General features: G+C 60.5%; 14 protein-coding genes. 6 read left to right on the plus strand and 8 right to left on the minus strand.

From position 1 onward, the window contains the following. Positions 1–43 precede the first annotated feature (43 nt). Positions 44–748 (plus strand): hypothetical protein, encoded by a 705-nt coding sequence (locus B0E42_RS19770; RefSeq protein ID WP_077507100.1) that lies wholly within the window; start codon positions 44–46, stop codon positions 746–748. Between the two features lie 206 nt (positions 749–954). On the opposite strand, the gene cyoE is transcribed toward B0E42_RS19770, so the two are convergent. The 7 genes from cyoE to hmpA form a co-directional block, all read right to left on the minus strand. Beyond that, positions 955–1,842 (minus strand): heme o synthase, encoded by an 888-nt coding sequence (gene cyoE / locus B0E42_RS19775; protein WP_018604246.1) that lies wholly within the window; start codon positions 1,840–1,842, stop codon positions 955–957. 11 nt (positions 1,843–1,853) lie between these two features. After that, a complete protein-coding gene (cyoD, locus tag B0E42_RS19780; protein ID WP_014340102.1) occupies positions 1,854–2,189 on the minus strand; it encodes a cytochrome o ubiquinol oxidase subunit IV in 336 nt (111 codons plus the stop codon). Next, on the minus strand, positions 2,190–2,816 hold the full coding sequence (locus tag B0E42_RS19785; RefSeq protein WP_014340103.1) for a cytochrome o ubiquinol oxidase subunit III: 627 nt from the start codon (positions 2,814–2,816) through the stop codon (positions 2,190–2,192). A 3-nt stretch (positions 2,817–2,819) separates the two neighbouring features. After that, positions 2,820–4,850, minus strand: a complete 2,031-nt coding sequence (cyoB, locus tag B0E42_RS19790; protein ID WP_077507101.1) for a cytochrome o ubiquinol oxidase subunit I — start codon at positions 4,848–4,850, stop codon at positions 2,820–2,822. Positions 4,851–4,853: 3 nt separating this feature from the next. Continuing rightward, a complete protein-coding gene (gene cyoA, locus B0E42_RS19795; RefSeq protein ID WP_024616398.1) occupies positions 4,854–5,801 on the minus strand; it encodes a ubiquinol oxidase subunit II in 948 nt (315 codons plus the stop codon). A 776-nt stretch (positions 5,802–6,577) separates the two neighbouring features. Next, positions 6,578–7,087 (minus strand): disulfide bond formation protein B, encoded by a 510-nt coding sequence (locus tag B0E42_RS19805; RefSeq protein WP_014340106.1) that lies wholly within the window; start codon positions 7,085–7,087, stop codon positions 6,578–6,580. Positions 7,088–7,409: 322 nt separating this feature from the next. Then, a complete protein-coding gene (gene hmpA / locus B0E42_RS19810; RefSeq protein ID WP_053181748.1) occupies positions 7,410–8,591 on the minus strand; it encodes an NO-inducible flavohemoprotein in 1,182 nt (393 codons plus the stop codon). Between the two features lie 152 nt (positions 8,592–8,743). On the opposite strand from hmpA, the gene norR reads away from it, so the two are divergent. The 5 genes from norR (at position 8,744) to B0E42_RS19840 (ending at position 13,988) form a co-directional block, all read left to right on the plus strand. Continuing rightward, positions 8,744–10,300, plus strand: coding sequence for a nitric oxide reductase transcriptional regulator NorR (gene norR / locus B0E42_RS19815; protein WP_077507102.1), 1,557 nt, complete (start codon positions 8,744–8,746; stop codon positions 10,298–10,300). Between the two features lie 326 nt (positions 10,301–10,626). Then, positions 10,627–11,529 carry a chemotaxis protein CheV gene (locus B0E42_RS19820; protein WP_014340109.1) on the plus strand — a complete coding sequence of 301 codons (903 nt, stop codon included), beginning with the start codon at positions 10,627–10,629 and terminating at the stop codon, positions 11,527–11,529. Between the two features lie 101 nt (positions 11,530–11,630). After that, positions 11,631–11,957: a hypothetical protein gene (locus B0E42_RS19825; protein ID WP_077507103.1), complete on the plus strand. Its 327-nt coding sequence runs from the start codon at positions 11,631–11,633 to the stop codon at positions 11,955–11,957. Between the two features lie 79 nt (positions 11,958–12,036). Beyond that, entirely contained in the window at positions 12,037–12,786 is a 750-nt protein-coding gene (locus B0E42_RS19830) for a YkgJ family cysteine cluster protein (RefSeq protein WP_077507104.1), read from the plus strand. Between the two features lie 230 nt (positions 12,787–13,016). Further along, positions 13,017–13,988: a D-glycerate dehydrogenase gene (locus B0E42_RS19840; RefSeq protein WP_077507106.1), complete on the plus strand. Its 972-nt coding sequence runs from the start codon at positions 13,017–13,019 to the stop codon at positions 13,986–13,988. Between the two features lie 53 nt (positions 13,989–14,041). Here the strand turns inward: B0E42_RS19840 and B0E42_RS19845 are convergent, their stop codons facing one another. Further along, the gene (locus tag B0E42_RS19845; protein WP_077507107.1) at positions 14,042–14,938 is read right to left on the minus strand and encodes a DMT family transporter; all 897 of its coding nucleotides are present in this window, start codon (positions 14,936–14,938) and stop codon (positions 14,042–14,044) included. Positions 14,939–15,009: the final 71 nt, after the last annotated feature.

Consider the following 15,009-nt stretch of genomic DNA (forward strand, 5'->3'; position numbering starts at 1 on the left):
GCCTTTCTCGCCTCATCCCGCTAACAGAAGTAGTGAAATTTCAATGTCCGATTCCAACACCGCTGAATCCGTAGTCACCCTGTCGTCCAAAGCGGAATACGAAAACTCCATCAATCTTTCACAGCATCTGCCCCAGGCTAAAACCATCAGCGAAATGGTCCTCGATGCGTTCCAGTCGAACCGCGAAAGCGACCAGATCCGCGAGCTGCGCAACGCCATCCGCCAGGCTCACGATGCCTTCGACGACGACAAGGCCTACGAACTGATGGGCCAGCTCAAACAACTCAAAGACGCCGAAGCCGCCGATTTCGCGGCCCTGGAAGACCTGAGCAGCCGCTTCCCGATCAGCCGCATCCTCTCCAGCTACAAGGACGACCCGTCGTTCCAGGAGCTGGTCTACGGCCTGGCCCTGACAGTGCTGAACCAGACCCACCAGGCCATCAGCAACCCGAGCGGCAGCAAGGGCAAGGCCTCGCGAGCCAAGAAGGAAGCCGAAGTGTTTGTCATCAGCAAGGACGGCATCAGCGTCACCCTGCCCCTGCGCACACCACGCTCCAAGCCGAACGTCGACCGCGAGGCCTTCGAGTTCCTGGGCTTCAACTTCGTAGGCGAAGGCGACGAAGCCGAGCTGGAAAGCGAAACCTTCCTGGACAACGACGGCACCGAACAACCGGCCACCCGCAAAGGCATCGTCACCGCCCTGCAACAGCAGAAAGCCTTCGACGGCTACAGCCTCGCCCAGCAATAAGCCCACGCTGAGTTTTCCCCTTGTCGATCGTTCCCACGCTCCGCGTGGGAATGCCTCCTCGGACGCTCCGCGTTCGGCTCTTGGGGGACGCAGAGCGTCCCGGGCTGCATTCCCACGCGGAGCGTAGGAACGATCCTTCGGGCAGCGTCCAAGAAAAAGCCCCGCGTTTCTCTCGAAGGCGGGGCTTTTTTTGCAGCGTCTGAAGCTTAAGGCGCGTAGGTCAGCAGCAGCTCACTCGGCACCTTGAAGTCCAGGGACATCATGACGCTCAGGGCGGTGATGGTGAAGATCGAGAACACGAACAGCTTGCGTGCCCAGACCGTGTCATCCACCGCCTTGTAGCCAGTCCAGGCCATGTACAGCCAGTACATGCCCATGGCAGCGGCGACGGCGAGGTAGCTCATGCCGGCGTAGCCGCTGAAGGTCAGCATCAAGGTCGCCACCAGGAAGGCCAGGATGTAGAGCAGGATGTGCTTCTTGGCCACGCGGATACCGCGCTTGACCGGCAGCACCGGAATCGAGGCCGCCAGGTAGTCGTTGAAACGGAAGATCGCGATGGCGTAGGAATGCGGCATCTGCCACAGGCTGAACATCACCAGCAGCGTCAGCGCCGCCATGTCGAAGCTGTTGCTCACCGCTACGTAGCCGATCACTGGCGGCATCGCCCCCGACAGACTGCCCACCAGCGTGCCGTGGACCGACTTGCGCTTGAGGTACAGGCTGTAGAAGCCGACGTAGATGACAAAACCGATCACCGCGAACAACGCCGCCAACGGGTTGGCCACCCAGTACAGCAGCGCCACGCCGGCCACGCCCAGCACCGTGGCGAATGCCAGGGCCAGTTGCACCGGAATCAGGCCCTGGACCAGCGCCCGATTCTTGGTGCGCTCCATCTTGATATCGATGTCGCGGTCGATGCAGTTGTTGAACACGCAACCGGACGCCACCACCAGGGAAGTGCCGATCATCGCCGCCAGGAAGATGGCCAGATCGACATGCCCTTTCGAGGCCAGGAAAAACCCGCCTGCCACAGAAAGCACGTTACCGAAAATGATCCCCGGCTTGGTGATTTGGATAAAGTGCTTCAGGGACATCCGGACTTTCCTCAGTGCGCCATCATGTTGGTGTGGATGCTGAACATGATCCACAACGACAGGCCGACCAGCAGGACAATCACGATCGCGGCAAAGACAAACGCGACCACGTTGTTACGTTGGGCGGCGGAGCGGTCCAGGTGCAGGAAGTACACCAGGTGCACCAGTACCTGGACCACGGCGAAGATCAGGATGATCCACAGGGTCAGGCTCTTGGGCAGCGACGGGTACATCACCAGGCCGAACGGGATGACGGTCAGGATCACCGACAGGATGAAACCGATGGCGTAGGACTTGACGCTGCCGTGGCCGGCGTCATGGCCATCATGGGAATGTGCGTTAGCCATTTACAGGGTCCCCATCAGATAAACAACGGTGAATACGCAGATCCACACCACGTCCAGGAAGTGCCAGAACAGGCTCAGGCAGCTCAGGCGCGTCTTGTTGGTGGCAGTCAGGCCGTTTTTATGGACCTGGTACATCATGATAGCCATCCAGATCAGGCCGCTGGTCACGTGCAGGCCGTGGGTGCCGACCAGGGTGAAGAACCCGGACAGGAAGCCGCTGCGGCTTGGACCGTAGCCTTCGGCGATCAGGATATGGAACTCGTTGATCTCCATGGCGATAAAGCCGGCGCCCAGCAGGAAGGTCATGGCCAACCAGCCCAGCACCTGGGTTTTCTTGCCCTTGAACAACGCCAGCATGGCGAAGCCGTAGGTGATCGAGCTGAACAGCAGCAGCGCGGTTTCGCCCAGTACGTACGGCAGTTCAAAGATGTCGTGGCCCGACGGGCCACCGGCAACGTTGTTTACCAGCACCGCGTACACCGCGAAGATCGACGCAAACAGAATGCAGTCGGTCATCAGGTAGAGCCAGAAACCGAATACGGTCATCTCGCCCGAGTCGTGGTGATGGTCATCGTGCCCATGGTCATGACCATGGGCGTGTCCAACAGTGGTCACTAAATTCGACATGGTTTAAGCCTGTTCCAACGAGGTTTCAACACGGGTGGCGGTGGCGGGGACTTTCCCGGCCGCTACCAGGCGCTTGTGCTGCTCGGCTTCGATGCGCTCGATGACATCCACCGGCACCATGTAACCCTGATCGTCACGGGCGGCATGGATAGTGAAGTACACGACAGTGCCAACCAGGCTGGCGATGGCCAGCCACCAGATGTGCCAGATCATTGCGAAACCGAACACGGTCAGCAGCGCGCCCATGACCACACCGGTAGCGGTGTTGTTGGGCATGTGGATCGGCTCGTACTTGGCCGGAGCCTGGTACGCAGTGCCGGCTTCCTTGGCTTCGGTGAAGGGGTCGATGACGTCTGCTTTGGGCAGTACGGCGAAGTTGTAGAACGGCGGTGGCGAAGAGGTCGACCATTCCAGGGTATGGGCATTCCACGGGTCGCCGTGTTCGCACATGTTCTCTGGCTTGTTGCGATCGCGCACGCTGACGTACAACTGGATCAGCTGGCAGGCGATACCGACAGCGATCAGCACCGCACCGAACATGGCGACGTACAGGTACGGCACCCACTCAGGGTTGGTGGTGGCGTTCAAGCGACGGGTCATGCCCATGAAGCCCAATGCATAGAGCGGCATGAACGCGACGAAGAAGCCCGAGATCCAGAACCAGAACGCTGCCTTGCCCCAACCTTCGTGCAGCTTGAAGCCGAACGCTTTCGGGAAGTAGAAGGCGAAGCCGGCGATATAGCCAAACACCGCACCGCCGATGATCACGTTGTGGAAGTGCGCGATCACGAACAGGCTGTTGTGCAGCACGAAGTCAGCACCTGGAATGGCCAGCAGTACGCCGGTCATGCCGCCGATGGCGAAGGTCACCATGAAGCCCAGGGTCCACAGCACGTGGCTGGTGAAACGCAGGCGGCCCTGGTAGATGGTGAACAGCCAGTTGAACAGCTTCACACCCGTCGGGATCGAGATCAGCATGGTCGCCAGGCCGAAGAAGGCGTTGACGCTGGCACCCGAGCCCATGGTGAAGAAGTGGTGCAGCCAGACCATGAAGCCCAGCACCGAGATCGCGCCGCTAGCGTAGATCATCGAGTGGTGGCCGAACAGTTTCTTGCCGGAGAAGGTCGAGATGACTTCGGAGAAAATCCCGAACGCCGGCAGGATCAGGATGTACACCTCAGGGTGACCCCAGGCCCAGAACAGGTTCACGTACATCATTGGATTGCCACCAAGTTCATTGGTGAAAATGTGGAAATCCATGTAGCGGTCAAGCGTCAGCAGGGCCAGGGTAGCGGTCAGGATCGGGAACGAAGCGACGATCAGGACGTTGGCCCAGGTGCAGGTCCAGGTGAAGATCGGCATGTCCATCAGCTTCATGCCCGGGGTACGCATTTTCAGCACGGTGGCGAGGAAGTTGACCCCCGTCAGCGTTGTCCCCAATCCAGATAGCTGTAGCGCCCAGATGTAGTAGTCCATGCCCACGCCCGGACTGTATTGCAGGCCCGACAGCGGTGGATAGGCAACCCAGCCGGTCTTGGCGAATTCGCCGACGCCCAGGGACAGGTTGATCAGCACCACGCCGGACACCAGCAGCCAGAAGCTCAGGGAGTTCAGGAACGGATAGGCAACGTCACGGGCGCCGATCTGCAGCGGCACAGCAAGGTTCATCAGGCCGGTGAAGAATGGCATCGCCATGAAGATGATCATGATCACACCGTGGGCGGTGAAGATCTGGTCATAGTGTTCAGGTGGCAGGTAGCCAGGCGAACCCTCGGTGGCCATGGCCAGTTGGGTACGCATCATGATGGCGTCGGCAAAACCGCGCAGCAGCATGACCATGGCGACGATGATGTACATCACGCCGATTTTCTTGTGGTCGACCGACGTCAACCACTCGGTCCACAGGTAGGTCCACTTCTTGAAGTAAGTGATCCCCGCGAACAGCGCCAGACCGCCGAGCGCGATGATGGCGAGGGTCACCATGACAATCGGCTCGTGGAACGGGATCGCTTCCCAACTTAATTTACCAAACATCGTTTACTCCTCTGCCCCGGCAGCTGAATGCGAACTCATGTCCATCCCTTCCATGTTGTGGGCCACTTCCTTCTCGTTCTTCTCGTGGTGCATCGGCTTGCCCGGATTCATCCCTTCATACTTGTCGATGATGGTCTGGAACAGGTTCGGCGTAACCGACGAGTAGAGTTCGACTGGGTTGTTCTGGCTCGGCTTGGAAAGGGCTTCGTATTCAGCTTTTTCAAGCTGTTTAGGTGCCTTCTTCACATCGTTGACCCAGGCGTCGAAATCTTCCTGGGTCGTGGCGATTGCTTTGAACTTCATGCCGGTAAAGCCCGCGCCGCTGTAGTTGGCGGAGATACCGTCGAGTTCGGCGTTCTGGTTGGCGATCAGGTGCAGCTTGGTCTGCATGCCCGCCATCGCGTAGATCTGGCCACCCAGGCCCGGGATGAAGAACGAGTTCATCACGGTGTCGGAAGTGACCTTGAAGTTGATCGGCGTATGAGCCGGGAACACGATCTTGTTGACCGTGGCAATGCCTTGCTCTGGATAGATGAACAACCACTTCCAGTCCATGGAGACCACTTCAATGGTGATCGGCTTGACGTCGGAATCCAGCGGACGATACGGGTCCAGGGCGTGGGTCGACTTGTAGGTGATGTAACCCAGGGCAATGATGATCAGCACCGGAATAGTCCACACCGCCACTTCGATCTTGGTCGAATGCGACCACTTCGGCGTGTAGGTGGCCTGGGTGTTGGTTGCGCGGTACTTCCAGGCGAACAGGAAGGTCATGACGATGACCGGCACAACGACCAGCAACATCAGCAGCGTGGCGGTGATGATCAGGTTTCGCTCATCCAGGCCGACCTGGCCCTTGGGATCGAGCAAGGTCATGTTGCAGCCTCCCAGCAGCAACGTGCCGAGCAGCGGCAACAAGCCTAGTAATCGGGGGTACCTGTTTTTACTCATCTCACGACCTCTAAAGCAGCTTGCGCAATGCAGTTGGGTTTTGATCGCCAACACTTCACCCTGCCAAGGGTTGGCATTTTCTTGGATTGAATAAGGGCTGCCCGTCGAACGTCAGAGGCTGTTCGACACATCCTGGGCCAGCAGTGAGTTCTTATTCGTTGGTCAAAGGCCTAGTTCAAGCCCAATTCCATTTGGTGCGGGTAGTTGGAGGCACCGACACCTTGGGGTCGCATGGGGCGCTGGCGCCCTTCGACCACTCTCGTGCTCAAGCTTGAGCCGGGTCGGAAAATCGGTGCGGGCGATTGTAGTGAGCTGAGGCGCTGTAGACCATGTCTCATCCCGAAATAATTTTTATCCGATCCGGCAACAATCTTTCGCCGATATTGCAACAAGCCAGCATGTTATCGAAATTAATTCTCAACAAGAACCCCAAAAAACGTAGGGCTACTACGCCCGATTTAGACAGCTCGGGGGGATCGCGAGGAGGTTTTTTACCCGGCAAGCGCCCAGTTTTCGGGGCCTCTGGCACCTGACGCTTCGCTGTTAGAAATGCCTGCTGCAGGCGATACGCACTTCGCGAAACCAGACGGCTTTTTGTTACAGGAAGGAGCGCTTAATCGCCCTCGTAAAGGCTGAGCGCCTCAAGATATGTGACAACATGTCGCACATTGTCGCAGGCTATTCTTGCCTCGGATCAAGGACGATCCGGTTCGAGAGTGAAACGTAAAACGCCCCGGTTCTCCAGGAGAGAAACCGGGGCGTTTCATCAAGGCGTTTCAGCGAAGCTGTTTGCGGTTACGTGACACCAGCAATGGCACCAGCACCACGGTCAAGACGAAGGCCACCAGCGCCCATTGCGCCAGGGACAGTCCCAGGATCGGTGGGTAGGGTGTGGAGCAAAAGCCATCGACCTGGAACCCCAGCGGGAAAATCTTCGCCAGCGGCAGGTCATCGACAATCGGCTGCAACACGTCGATGCCGCAACTGACCGCGGGGAAGAACTGGGTGTACACGTGATGCCCTGCCACACCGGCCCCGGCCAGGGCGCTGAGCACCACCAGGCCTTCGAAGATCGTCAGGCTGCGGCGGGTGCGCATGGCGGCACCGATGAAGGCGAAGATCGCGATCAGCAACAGTGCATAGCGTTGCAGGATACACAGTGGGCACGGTGCCTCACCGAGGGCCACCTGCATGTACAGCGCACCGCCGATCAGCGCCAGGCAGATCAGCCCAAGTAGCACCAGATAGCGCCGCTCACGGCCTAAGCGCATCATTTCCTCACTCATTGCGTTTCCCTTTGTCTGCATGGATCGACGCGCAGCACGGCGACACTCGCGCGCGGTCGGATGCCCGAAGTCTACACGCAGACCATGACAGTGAACGAGCAGCGGGCGTCGACATTGAAAGGGGAATAGAGCGCAAGAAGGTTAAGTGCGGATTAATTCTGGTCAGTTGGACCCAGGATGGACCTGCCGCCGCCATCGCGAGCAGGCTCGCTCCCACAGTTTTTTTTGCGGTGTTCACAGGAATCGTGTCCACAGCAAACCCCTTGTGGGAGCGAGCCTGCTCGCGATGAGGCCAAGCCGGTTTCCCAAGTTGGCCGCGACCTTATTCCAGCGCTGCCGCCGGCCCGAAGAACTCGTAACGGCTCTGCTGCTCCGGCACGCCCAAGGCCTTGAGGTGGCGCTTGACGGCGCCCATGAAGCCCTTCGGTCCGAGGAAATAGGCGTCCAGGTCACGTTGCTGTGGCAGCCATTGCGCCAGTTGTTCCTGGCTCAACAGCCCCACCTTGTCGGCGGCCGGGCTCAAGCCGTCGTCTTCGTCGTAGCAGTAGAAGCGCTTGAGCTGCGGATGCCGCTTGGCCAGGTCGTCGATCCAGTCGCGGAAGGCATGGGCACGGCCGTTGCGCGCGCAATGAATGAAATGCACCGGCCGCTCGGTTTGCAGCGCCGCCTGCAACATGGCCAGGGTCGGGGTGATGCCAACGCCGCCACTGATCAGCACCAGCGGTTTGTCGCTGGCAGTCAGGTAGAAATCCCCGGACGGCGGGAACAACTGGATGCGGCTGCCGACGTCGAAATGATGATGCAGGTGATTGGACACCCGTCCGCCCGGCTCGCGCTTGACGCTGATACGGTATTGACCATTGTCCGCCAGGGCTGACAGTGAATAGTTGCGGCGTACTTCCTCGCCATCGAGCATGAGCTTCATGCCGATGTACTGGCCCGGCTCGGCCAACAGGATCGGGCCCTTGTCCGCCGGCTCAAAGTAAAACGAAGTGATCTCCGAGCTTTCCTGCACCTTGGCCGTCAGGATGAATTCACGCTCGCCACGCCAGCCGCCCGGGGCCTCGGCCTTTTTGTCGTACATGCCGGCTTCGGCGCCGATCAGGATATCGGCCAACTGATTGTAGGCTGCGCCCCACGCCGCAATCACTTCGGGTGTGGCGATCTCCGCGCCCAGCACTTCGGCGATAGCTCGCAGCAGGCACGAACCGACAATCGGGTAATGTTCCGGCAGGATCTGCAGGGCAACGTGCTTGTTGACGATCTTCGCCACCAGGTCGCCCAATTGATCGAGTTGGTCAATGTGCCGCGCATACATCAACACACCGTTGGCCAAGGCCCGCGGTTGATCGCCACTGGCCTGGTGAGCCTGGTTGAACAGCGGGCGCACCTGCGGGTATTCGGACAGCATCATGCGATAGAAGTGAGTGATCAGCGCCTCACCACCACTTTCAAGCAACGGAACGGTGGAGCGAATGATGGCGCGTTCTTCTCGACTGAGCATAGGGTGACTCCTGGCGTATGACCGATAACAGTTAGGTAAGTCATATCAGTTTCCATGCCATAAATTTTTGTCTTTAAAATCAGCCAGTTAAAAACAATGTAGTCATATCGACACGGCCAGTCTTATAGTCGTTACGACTACATGGAGTCATTATGACCGCAACCGCCCTGCTGACCTCCCTGCTGCCACTGGTGGCCGATCTGTCCCGCGAACTGCCTGAAGGCGAACGTTATCGGCGCCTGCTCGGCACCTTGCGAACCCTGCTGCCGTGCGATGCGGCGGCGTTGTTGCGCCTGGACGGCGACTGCCTGGTGCCGCTCGCCGTGGATGGCCTGAGCACCGATACACTGGGCCGGCGATTCCGGGTCAGCGAACACCCGCGCTTCGAAGCGTTGCTGGCCAACCCGCAGCCCACCCGCTTCGCCGCCGACAGCGGCCTGCCCGATCCGTACGACGGACTGGTCGAGGGGCTCGCCGAGCATCTGGAGGTTCATGACTGCATGGGCTGCCCGCTGTTCGTCGACGAACGGCCCTGGGGCCTGCTGACCCTGGATTCGCTGGATCCGGAGCGCTTCGAGCCCATCGACCTTAGTGCCCTGCAAGCCTTCGCCAGCCTCGCCGCCGCCACGGTCAGCGCCGCCGAGCGCATCGAGCGCCTGGCCCTGAAGGCCGAGGACGAGCACCGTCGCGCCGAGGTCTATCGCCAGGCCAGCGGCCAGCAACCTCGCGACATGGTCGGCCAGAGCAAGCCCCACAAGCGCTTGGTGGAAGAGATCGCGCTGGTGGGCGGCAGCGACCTGACGGTACTGATCACCGGCGAAACCGGCGTGGGCAAGGAACTGGTCGCCCAGGCCATCCATGCCGCGTCGAAACGTGCCGAGCAGCCACTCATCAGCCTCAATTGCGCGGCCCTGCCCGATACGCTGGTGGAAAGTGAACTCTTCGGCCATGTACGAGGCGCCTTCACCGGGGCCACGAACGACCGGCACGGCAAGTTCGAACTGGCCGACGGTGGCACTCTGTTCCTCGACGAAGTGGGCGAGTTGTCCCTGACCGTCCAGGCCAAGTTGTTGCGGGTACTACAAAGCGGTCAACTGCAGCGCCTGGGCTCGGACAAGGAACACCGGGTCGATGTGCGCCTGATCGCGGCCACCAATCGCGACCTGGCCGAAGAAGTGCGCAACGGCCGTTATCGGGCCGACTTCTATCACCGTTTGAGTGTGTATCCGCTGCAGGTGCCGGCGCTGCGCGATCGCGGCCGGGACGTGCTGCTGCTCAGTGGGTTCTTCCTGGAACACAATCGTTCGCGCATGGGCCTGGGCAGCCTGCGCCTGACCAGCGACGCCCAGGCCGCGCTGCTGGCGTACGACTGGCCGGGCAATGTGCGCGAACTGGAACACCTGATCGGCCGCAGCGCCTTGAAGGCCTTGGGCCGGTGCGCGACGCGCCCGAAAATTCTCAGCCTCAGCGCCCAGGACCTGGATTTGCCCCAGGCGCCTGTAGACAGCCCCACACCTTCGTCCATCAACCCGGCACCGACCGCGCAGGGCATAACAGGGGACTTGCGCGAAGCGGTGGACGAATTCCAGCGCACGCTGATCGCCACTTGCCTGGAGCGTCACCAGCACAACTGGGCCAGCGCCGCCCGGGAGCTGGGGCTGGACCGGGCGAACCTGGGACGGATGGCACGGCGGTTGGGGCTTAAATAATCCCGTCTGTTGCTGCCGACCGCTGTTGTGGCGAGGGGATTTATCCCCGCTGGGTTGCGAAGCAGCCCTGAAACCTCTCGCCTCGGAGTACCCGGCTAAATGCGTTCAATCTTTCTGGGGGGTTGCTACGCAACCCAGCGGGGATAAATCCCCTCGCCACAGATAAATCCCCTCGCCGCAAGGTGTGTACTCACAGCTCATTGACTTGAAATTGACTGTCGACGGCTTTCGTCCTAAAGCCTGTCCCCAACAAGTCGATAACCCAATATCACAAGCTGTTCTGGCGATCGCTATGCTCGCCCCACCTTTTTCCACAGAAGGTTTTTATGTCTTCCAACAAAGCCCGCGCAGATTCACTTTCGCTTTTGCTGTTTACCTTGCGCAGCGGCAAGCTGATGGCAATCAACCTGCTCAAGGTCAGTGAAATCATTCCCTGCCCACCCTTGACCAAGCTGCCGGAGTCGCATCCGCACGTCAAAGGCATCGCCACCCTGCGCGGGACATCGTTGTCGGTGATCGACCTGAGCCGCGCCATTGGCGAGCGGCCCCTGGAAGACCCGGATGGCGGCTGCCTGATCGTCACCGACGTCAGCCGCTCCAAACAGGGCTTGCATGTGCAAGCGGTGAGCAAGATCGTGCATTGCCTGACCACCGACATCAAACCGCCGCCCTACGGCTCCGGCGGTGTGCGTTCGTACATCACCGGCGTGACCTCGGTGGACGGCACGCTGGTGCAGGTACTGGACATCGAAAAGGTCATCCACGGCATCGCACCGGCACAGATCGAAACCGCGCCGACCGAACTGAGCATGGAAGACGCCGAGGTGCTGGGCAACGCACGGATCCTGGTGGTCGATGACAGCCAGGTCGCGCTGCAGCAATCGGTGCACACCCTGCGCAACCTCGGCCTGCAATGCCACACCGCCCGCAGTGCCAAGGAAGCCATCGAGTGTCTGCTGGACCTGCAAGGCACGGCCGAACAGATCAACCTGATCGTCTCGGACATCGAGATGTCGGAGATGGACGGGTACGCCCTCACCCGGACCCTGCGCGAAACACCGGACTTCGCCCACCTCTACGTGTTGCTGCACACCTCGCTGGACAGCGCCATGAACAGCGAAAAAGCCCGGCTGGCCGGCGCCAACGGTGTGCTCACCAAGTTTTCCTCACCGGAACTGACCAAGTGCCTGATCACGGCGGCCAAGGCCGTTGCCGAACAAGGTCACTGAGTCATATCGGTTGCTCGCTTCTGCGTTCCAGCGCGGGAGCGATCACCGTCCGACAACCTCAGGCATACTCTTGTCCTGGCTTCCCGGAACAAGGCGCCCTGATGAAAAACCGTCTATTGATTCTCCTTGGCCTCACTGTCCTGGCCTCCCAGGCTCATGCCTCCAGCCCGGACGCCTGGGCCACCCACGACAAAGCCGTGCTGGCCAGTTGCATCAAGGCCAGCGGTTTGAAGAGTGCTGAGCCGGTGGGTAGCGCCGCTCAATTCGACGACCGGGTCGGCTACACCGCGCTGTTGCTGCAAGGTCAATATCCGCAGAAGCACATGAAAGGGGCGATCGGCACCGAGTTGTGCCTCTACCGCAAAAAAACCAAAACCGCCTACGTGACCGAGTGGGACTCGATCCGCCCTGCCGCTACCGACGGGTGAGTGGCGCATAACTTGCTTCGCACGGTCCATCACGGCGTTTTTCTGTCGCCGTCCCCAGCCTTCTGCGACCGGGCGCTCAATGAACACAACGTTTTCCTGTGTAGGGTGCGGCAAATGCTGCACCGATCACCATGTTCCCCTGACCCTCGACGAGGCCCGGATGTGGGCGGACGACGGCGGCCAGGTGATTGTCCTGGTGGAAGCCTTCCTGCCCAACGGCCTCGGCCTGCCGGCAGGGCAACGCGAGCATGCCGAGCGCCGCTCGGCGGTGGTTCACAGCGGCAGCACCGAGGCCCTTGTGGCGATCACCTTTGCCGCCTACAACGTCGGCCGTTGTCGTAATCTTGACGAAGAAAACCTGTGCCGCATCTACGAGCGCCGACCCTTGGTGTGCCGCATCTATCCGATGGAAATCAACCCGCACATCCCCCTCAATATCGCCATCAAGGAATGCCCGCCAGAGTCGTGGGAAACCGGGCCACAACTGATACTCGGCGGTGAACTGGTCGACCAGGAACTGGTCCGGCTGATCGAGCGTTCACGCCAGGCCGACCGTGAAGAAATCGCCATCAAGGACCGCATCTGCGCCGCCCTGGGCATCCGCATTACCGCGCTCAAGGGCGACGGCTTCACCGCGTACCTGCCGGACATGAGCGCATTCGTGGCCGCCCTCGATCAGGCGCGCCTGCAACCGGCGCAACAACACACCAGTGAGTGGCAGTTCCATCTGTCTGGCGATGATGTGGCCCACCAGGTATTGGCCAGCGGCGCGCGGGTGGTCACTGAGGCGCCGGTCAATTACGCCTTTATTTCACTGCGGGCGGCGTAAGAATTTTTAGTGGTTACAAAATCTGAGCCCACCACAAATCAAATGTGGGAGCGGGCTTGCTCGCGAAAGCGGTCTGGCATTCAAAATCAATGCAAGCTGACCCGACGCCTTCGCGAGCAAGCCCGCTCCCACAGGTGGCGTTTGCGATATCCCAATCAAACTCCCTCTCGCCTAACCCTCGCCAGGAATGTTAGCGTGCTTGGTATCTTCTCCCCGACGAGCCTTGCACGATGAAAAAAACCGTACTTGCCTTCAGCCGTATCACGCCCCAGATGGTCGAGCGCCTGCAACAGGACTTCGACGTGATCGTGCCGAGCCCGTCCAAGGGCGATATCAACGCACAGTTCAACGAAGCCCTGCCCCACGCCCACGGACTGATCGGGGTCGGTCGCAAGCTCGGGCGCGAGCAACTGCAAGGTGCTGCGAACCTGCAAGTGGTATCCAGCATATCGGTGGGCTACGACAACTATGACCTGGCCTACTTCAATGAGCGCGGGATCCTGCTCACCAACACCCCCGACGTGCTCACCGAAAGCACCGCCGACCTGGCCTTCGCCCTGCTGATGAGCAGCGCCCGGCGCGTGGCCGAACTGGACGCCTGGACCAAGGCTGGCCAATGGCAGGCGACAGTCGGCCCGCAACTGTTTGGCAGCGATGTACATGGCAAGACCCTGGGTATCGTCGGCATGGGCAACATCGGTGCGGCCATTGCCCGGCGTGGCCGGCTGGGGTTCAACATGCCGATCCTCTACAGCGGCAACAGCCGCAAGACCGAACTGGAAAACCAGTTGGGCGCACAATTTCGCGAACTGGACCAGTTGCTGGCCGAAGCGGACTTCGTCTGCCTCGTCGTGCCATTAAGCGAGAAGACCCGCCATCTGATCGGCCAGCGAGAATTGGGCCTGATGAAACCGAGCGCCATCCTGGTCAACATTTCCCGGGGCCCGGTGGTGGATGAGCCAGCGCTGATCGAAGCCCTGCAGAACAATCGCATCCGCGGCGCCGGGCTGGATGTCTACGAGAAAGAACCGCTGGCCGAATCGCCGCTGTTCCAGTTGAAAAACGCCGTCACCCTGCCCCACATCGGCTCGGCCACCCACGAAACCCGCGCCGCCATGGCCGATCTGGCTGTGGATAATCTGCGCAGTGCATTGCTGGGCGAGCGACCGAAGAACCTGGTCAACCCGAAAGTCTGGAAATAGAACACACTGTGGCGAGGGAGCTTGCTCCCTCGCCACGGGATTATCGCTAGACGTTATGTCAGCGCGACTTTCGCGGCCACTGGCCGAGGCTTGCGAAACACCAGCACGTTCCCCAGCATCACCAGCACCAACCCCACCAATGCCGGCGCCGTCCACTGGTAGCCCTCGACAAACGCCGAGACGTTCAACGCCACCACCGGAAACAGGACCGTGCAATACGCCGCCCGCTCCGGCCCCATGCGCCCCACCAGCGTCAGGTAGGCGGTAAAGCCAATCACCGACCCCGGGATCACCAGGTACAACAGCGAGCCGATGTAGCGCGTGTTCCATTCCATGTCGAACGGGATGCCTTTGAACGCACACCACACCGCCAACATCGCCGCGCCATAGGCCATACCCCAGGCATTGGTGGTCAACGGCCTGAGGCCGGCTTTCTGTTGCTGGCTCGAGAGCATGTTGCCCGCCGAGAAACACAAGGTGCCCAGCAACGCCAGCGCCAAGCCAAGCAAGGTTTGCGGGCTTGCGCTATGGCCGGCCAGTTCCGGCCAGAACAGCAGCGCCAGCCCCGAAAGCCCCAGGACACCACCCAACAGCACGTTGCGCGCAATCCGCTGACCGAAGAACACGCGGGCATTGAGGGCGTTCCAGAGCGTGGCGGTGGAAAACACCACCGCGACCAACCCACTGGGAATCCATTGGCTGGCGGTCAGGAAGCACATGAAGTTGATGCAGAACAGGCACAGGCCCTGGGCAACGCAAATCAAATGGCCGCGCCGGTTCATCGCCTGCAAGCGCCGGCTGAGCAGGAGCATCGCGAACAGGATCAACGCCGCGAGGCCAAACCGATAAACGATCGAAACCGGGATGGCGACCACGCCCAGTTGCAGTTTCAGGGCAATCCAGGTGGTGCCCCAGATGAGCACGGTGAGCAGGTACAACGAGAGGTTCATGACGGCGACTCCTGGCAATGGCCCCCAGTGTCACGCCGCCATTGACCCGGCGCTTGCATAAACTTGCGGTT

Source organism: Pseudomonas sp. A25(2017), from assembly GCF_002001065.1.
Taxonomy (GTDB): Bacteria; Pseudomonadota; Gammaproteobacteria; order Pseudomonadales; family Pseudomonadaceae; genus Aquipseudomonas; species Aquipseudomonas kilonensis.

What these genes read in the sequence shown, in the direction of transcription:
- B0E42_RS19770 (WP_077507100.1), top strand. Translation starts at nt 44, where the DNA reads ATGTCCGATTCCAACACCGCTGAATCCGTAGTCACCCTGTCGTCCAAA.
- cyoE (WP_018604246.1), bottom strand. Translation starts at nt 1,842, where the DNA reads ATGTCCCTGAAGCACTTTATCCAAATCACCAAGCCGGGGATCATTTTC.
- cyoD (WP_014340102.1), bottom strand. Translation starts at nt 2,189, where the DNA reads ATGGCTAACGCACATTCCCATGATGGCCATGACGCCGGCCACGGCAGC.
- B0E42_RS19785 (WP_014340103.1), bottom strand. Translation starts at nt 2,816, where the DNA reads ATGTCGAATTTAGTGACCACTGTTGGACACGCCCATGGTCATGACCAT.
- cyoB (WP_077507101.1), bottom strand. Translation starts at nt 4,850, where the DNA reads ATGTTTGGTAAATTAAGTTGGGAAGCGATCCCGTTCCACGAGCCGATT.
- cyoA (WP_024616398.1), bottom strand. Translation starts at nt 5,801, where the DNA reads ATGAGTAAAAACAGGTACCCCCGATTACTAGGCTTGTTGCCGCTGCTC.
- B0E42_RS19805 (WP_014340106.1), bottom strand. Translation starts at nt 7,087, where the DNA reads ATGAGTGAGGAAATGATGCGCTTAGGCCGTGAGCGGCGCTATCTGGTG.
- hmpA (WP_053181748.1), bottom strand. Translation starts at nt 8,591, where the DNA reads ATGCTCAGTCGAGAAGAACGCGCCATCATTCGCTCCACCGTTCCGTTG.
- norR (WP_077507102.1), top strand. Translation starts at nt 8,744, where the DNA reads ATGACCGCAACCGCCCTGCTGACCTCCCTGCTGCCACTGGTGGCCGAT.
- B0E42_RS19820 (WP_014340109.1), top strand. Translation starts at nt 10,627, where the DNA reads ATGTCTTCCAACAAAGCCCGCGCAGATTCACTTTCGCTTTTGCTGTTT.
- B0E42_RS19825 (WP_077507103.1), top strand. Translation starts at nt 11,631, where the DNA reads ATGAAAAACCGTCTATTGATTCTCCTTGGCCTCACTGTCCTGGCCTCC.
- B0E42_RS19830 (WP_077507104.1), top strand. Translation starts at nt 12,037, where the DNA reads ATGAACACAACGTTTTCCTGTGTAGGGTGCGGCAAATGCTGCACCGAT.
- B0E42_RS19840 (WP_077507106.1), top strand. Translation starts at nt 13,017, where the DNA reads ATGAAAAAAACCGTACTTGCCTTCAGCCGTATCACGCCCCAGATGGTC.
- B0E42_RS19845 (WP_077507107.1), bottom strand. Translation starts at nt 14,938, where the DNA reads ATGAACCTCTCGTTGTACCTGCTCACCGTGCTCATCTGGGGCACCACC.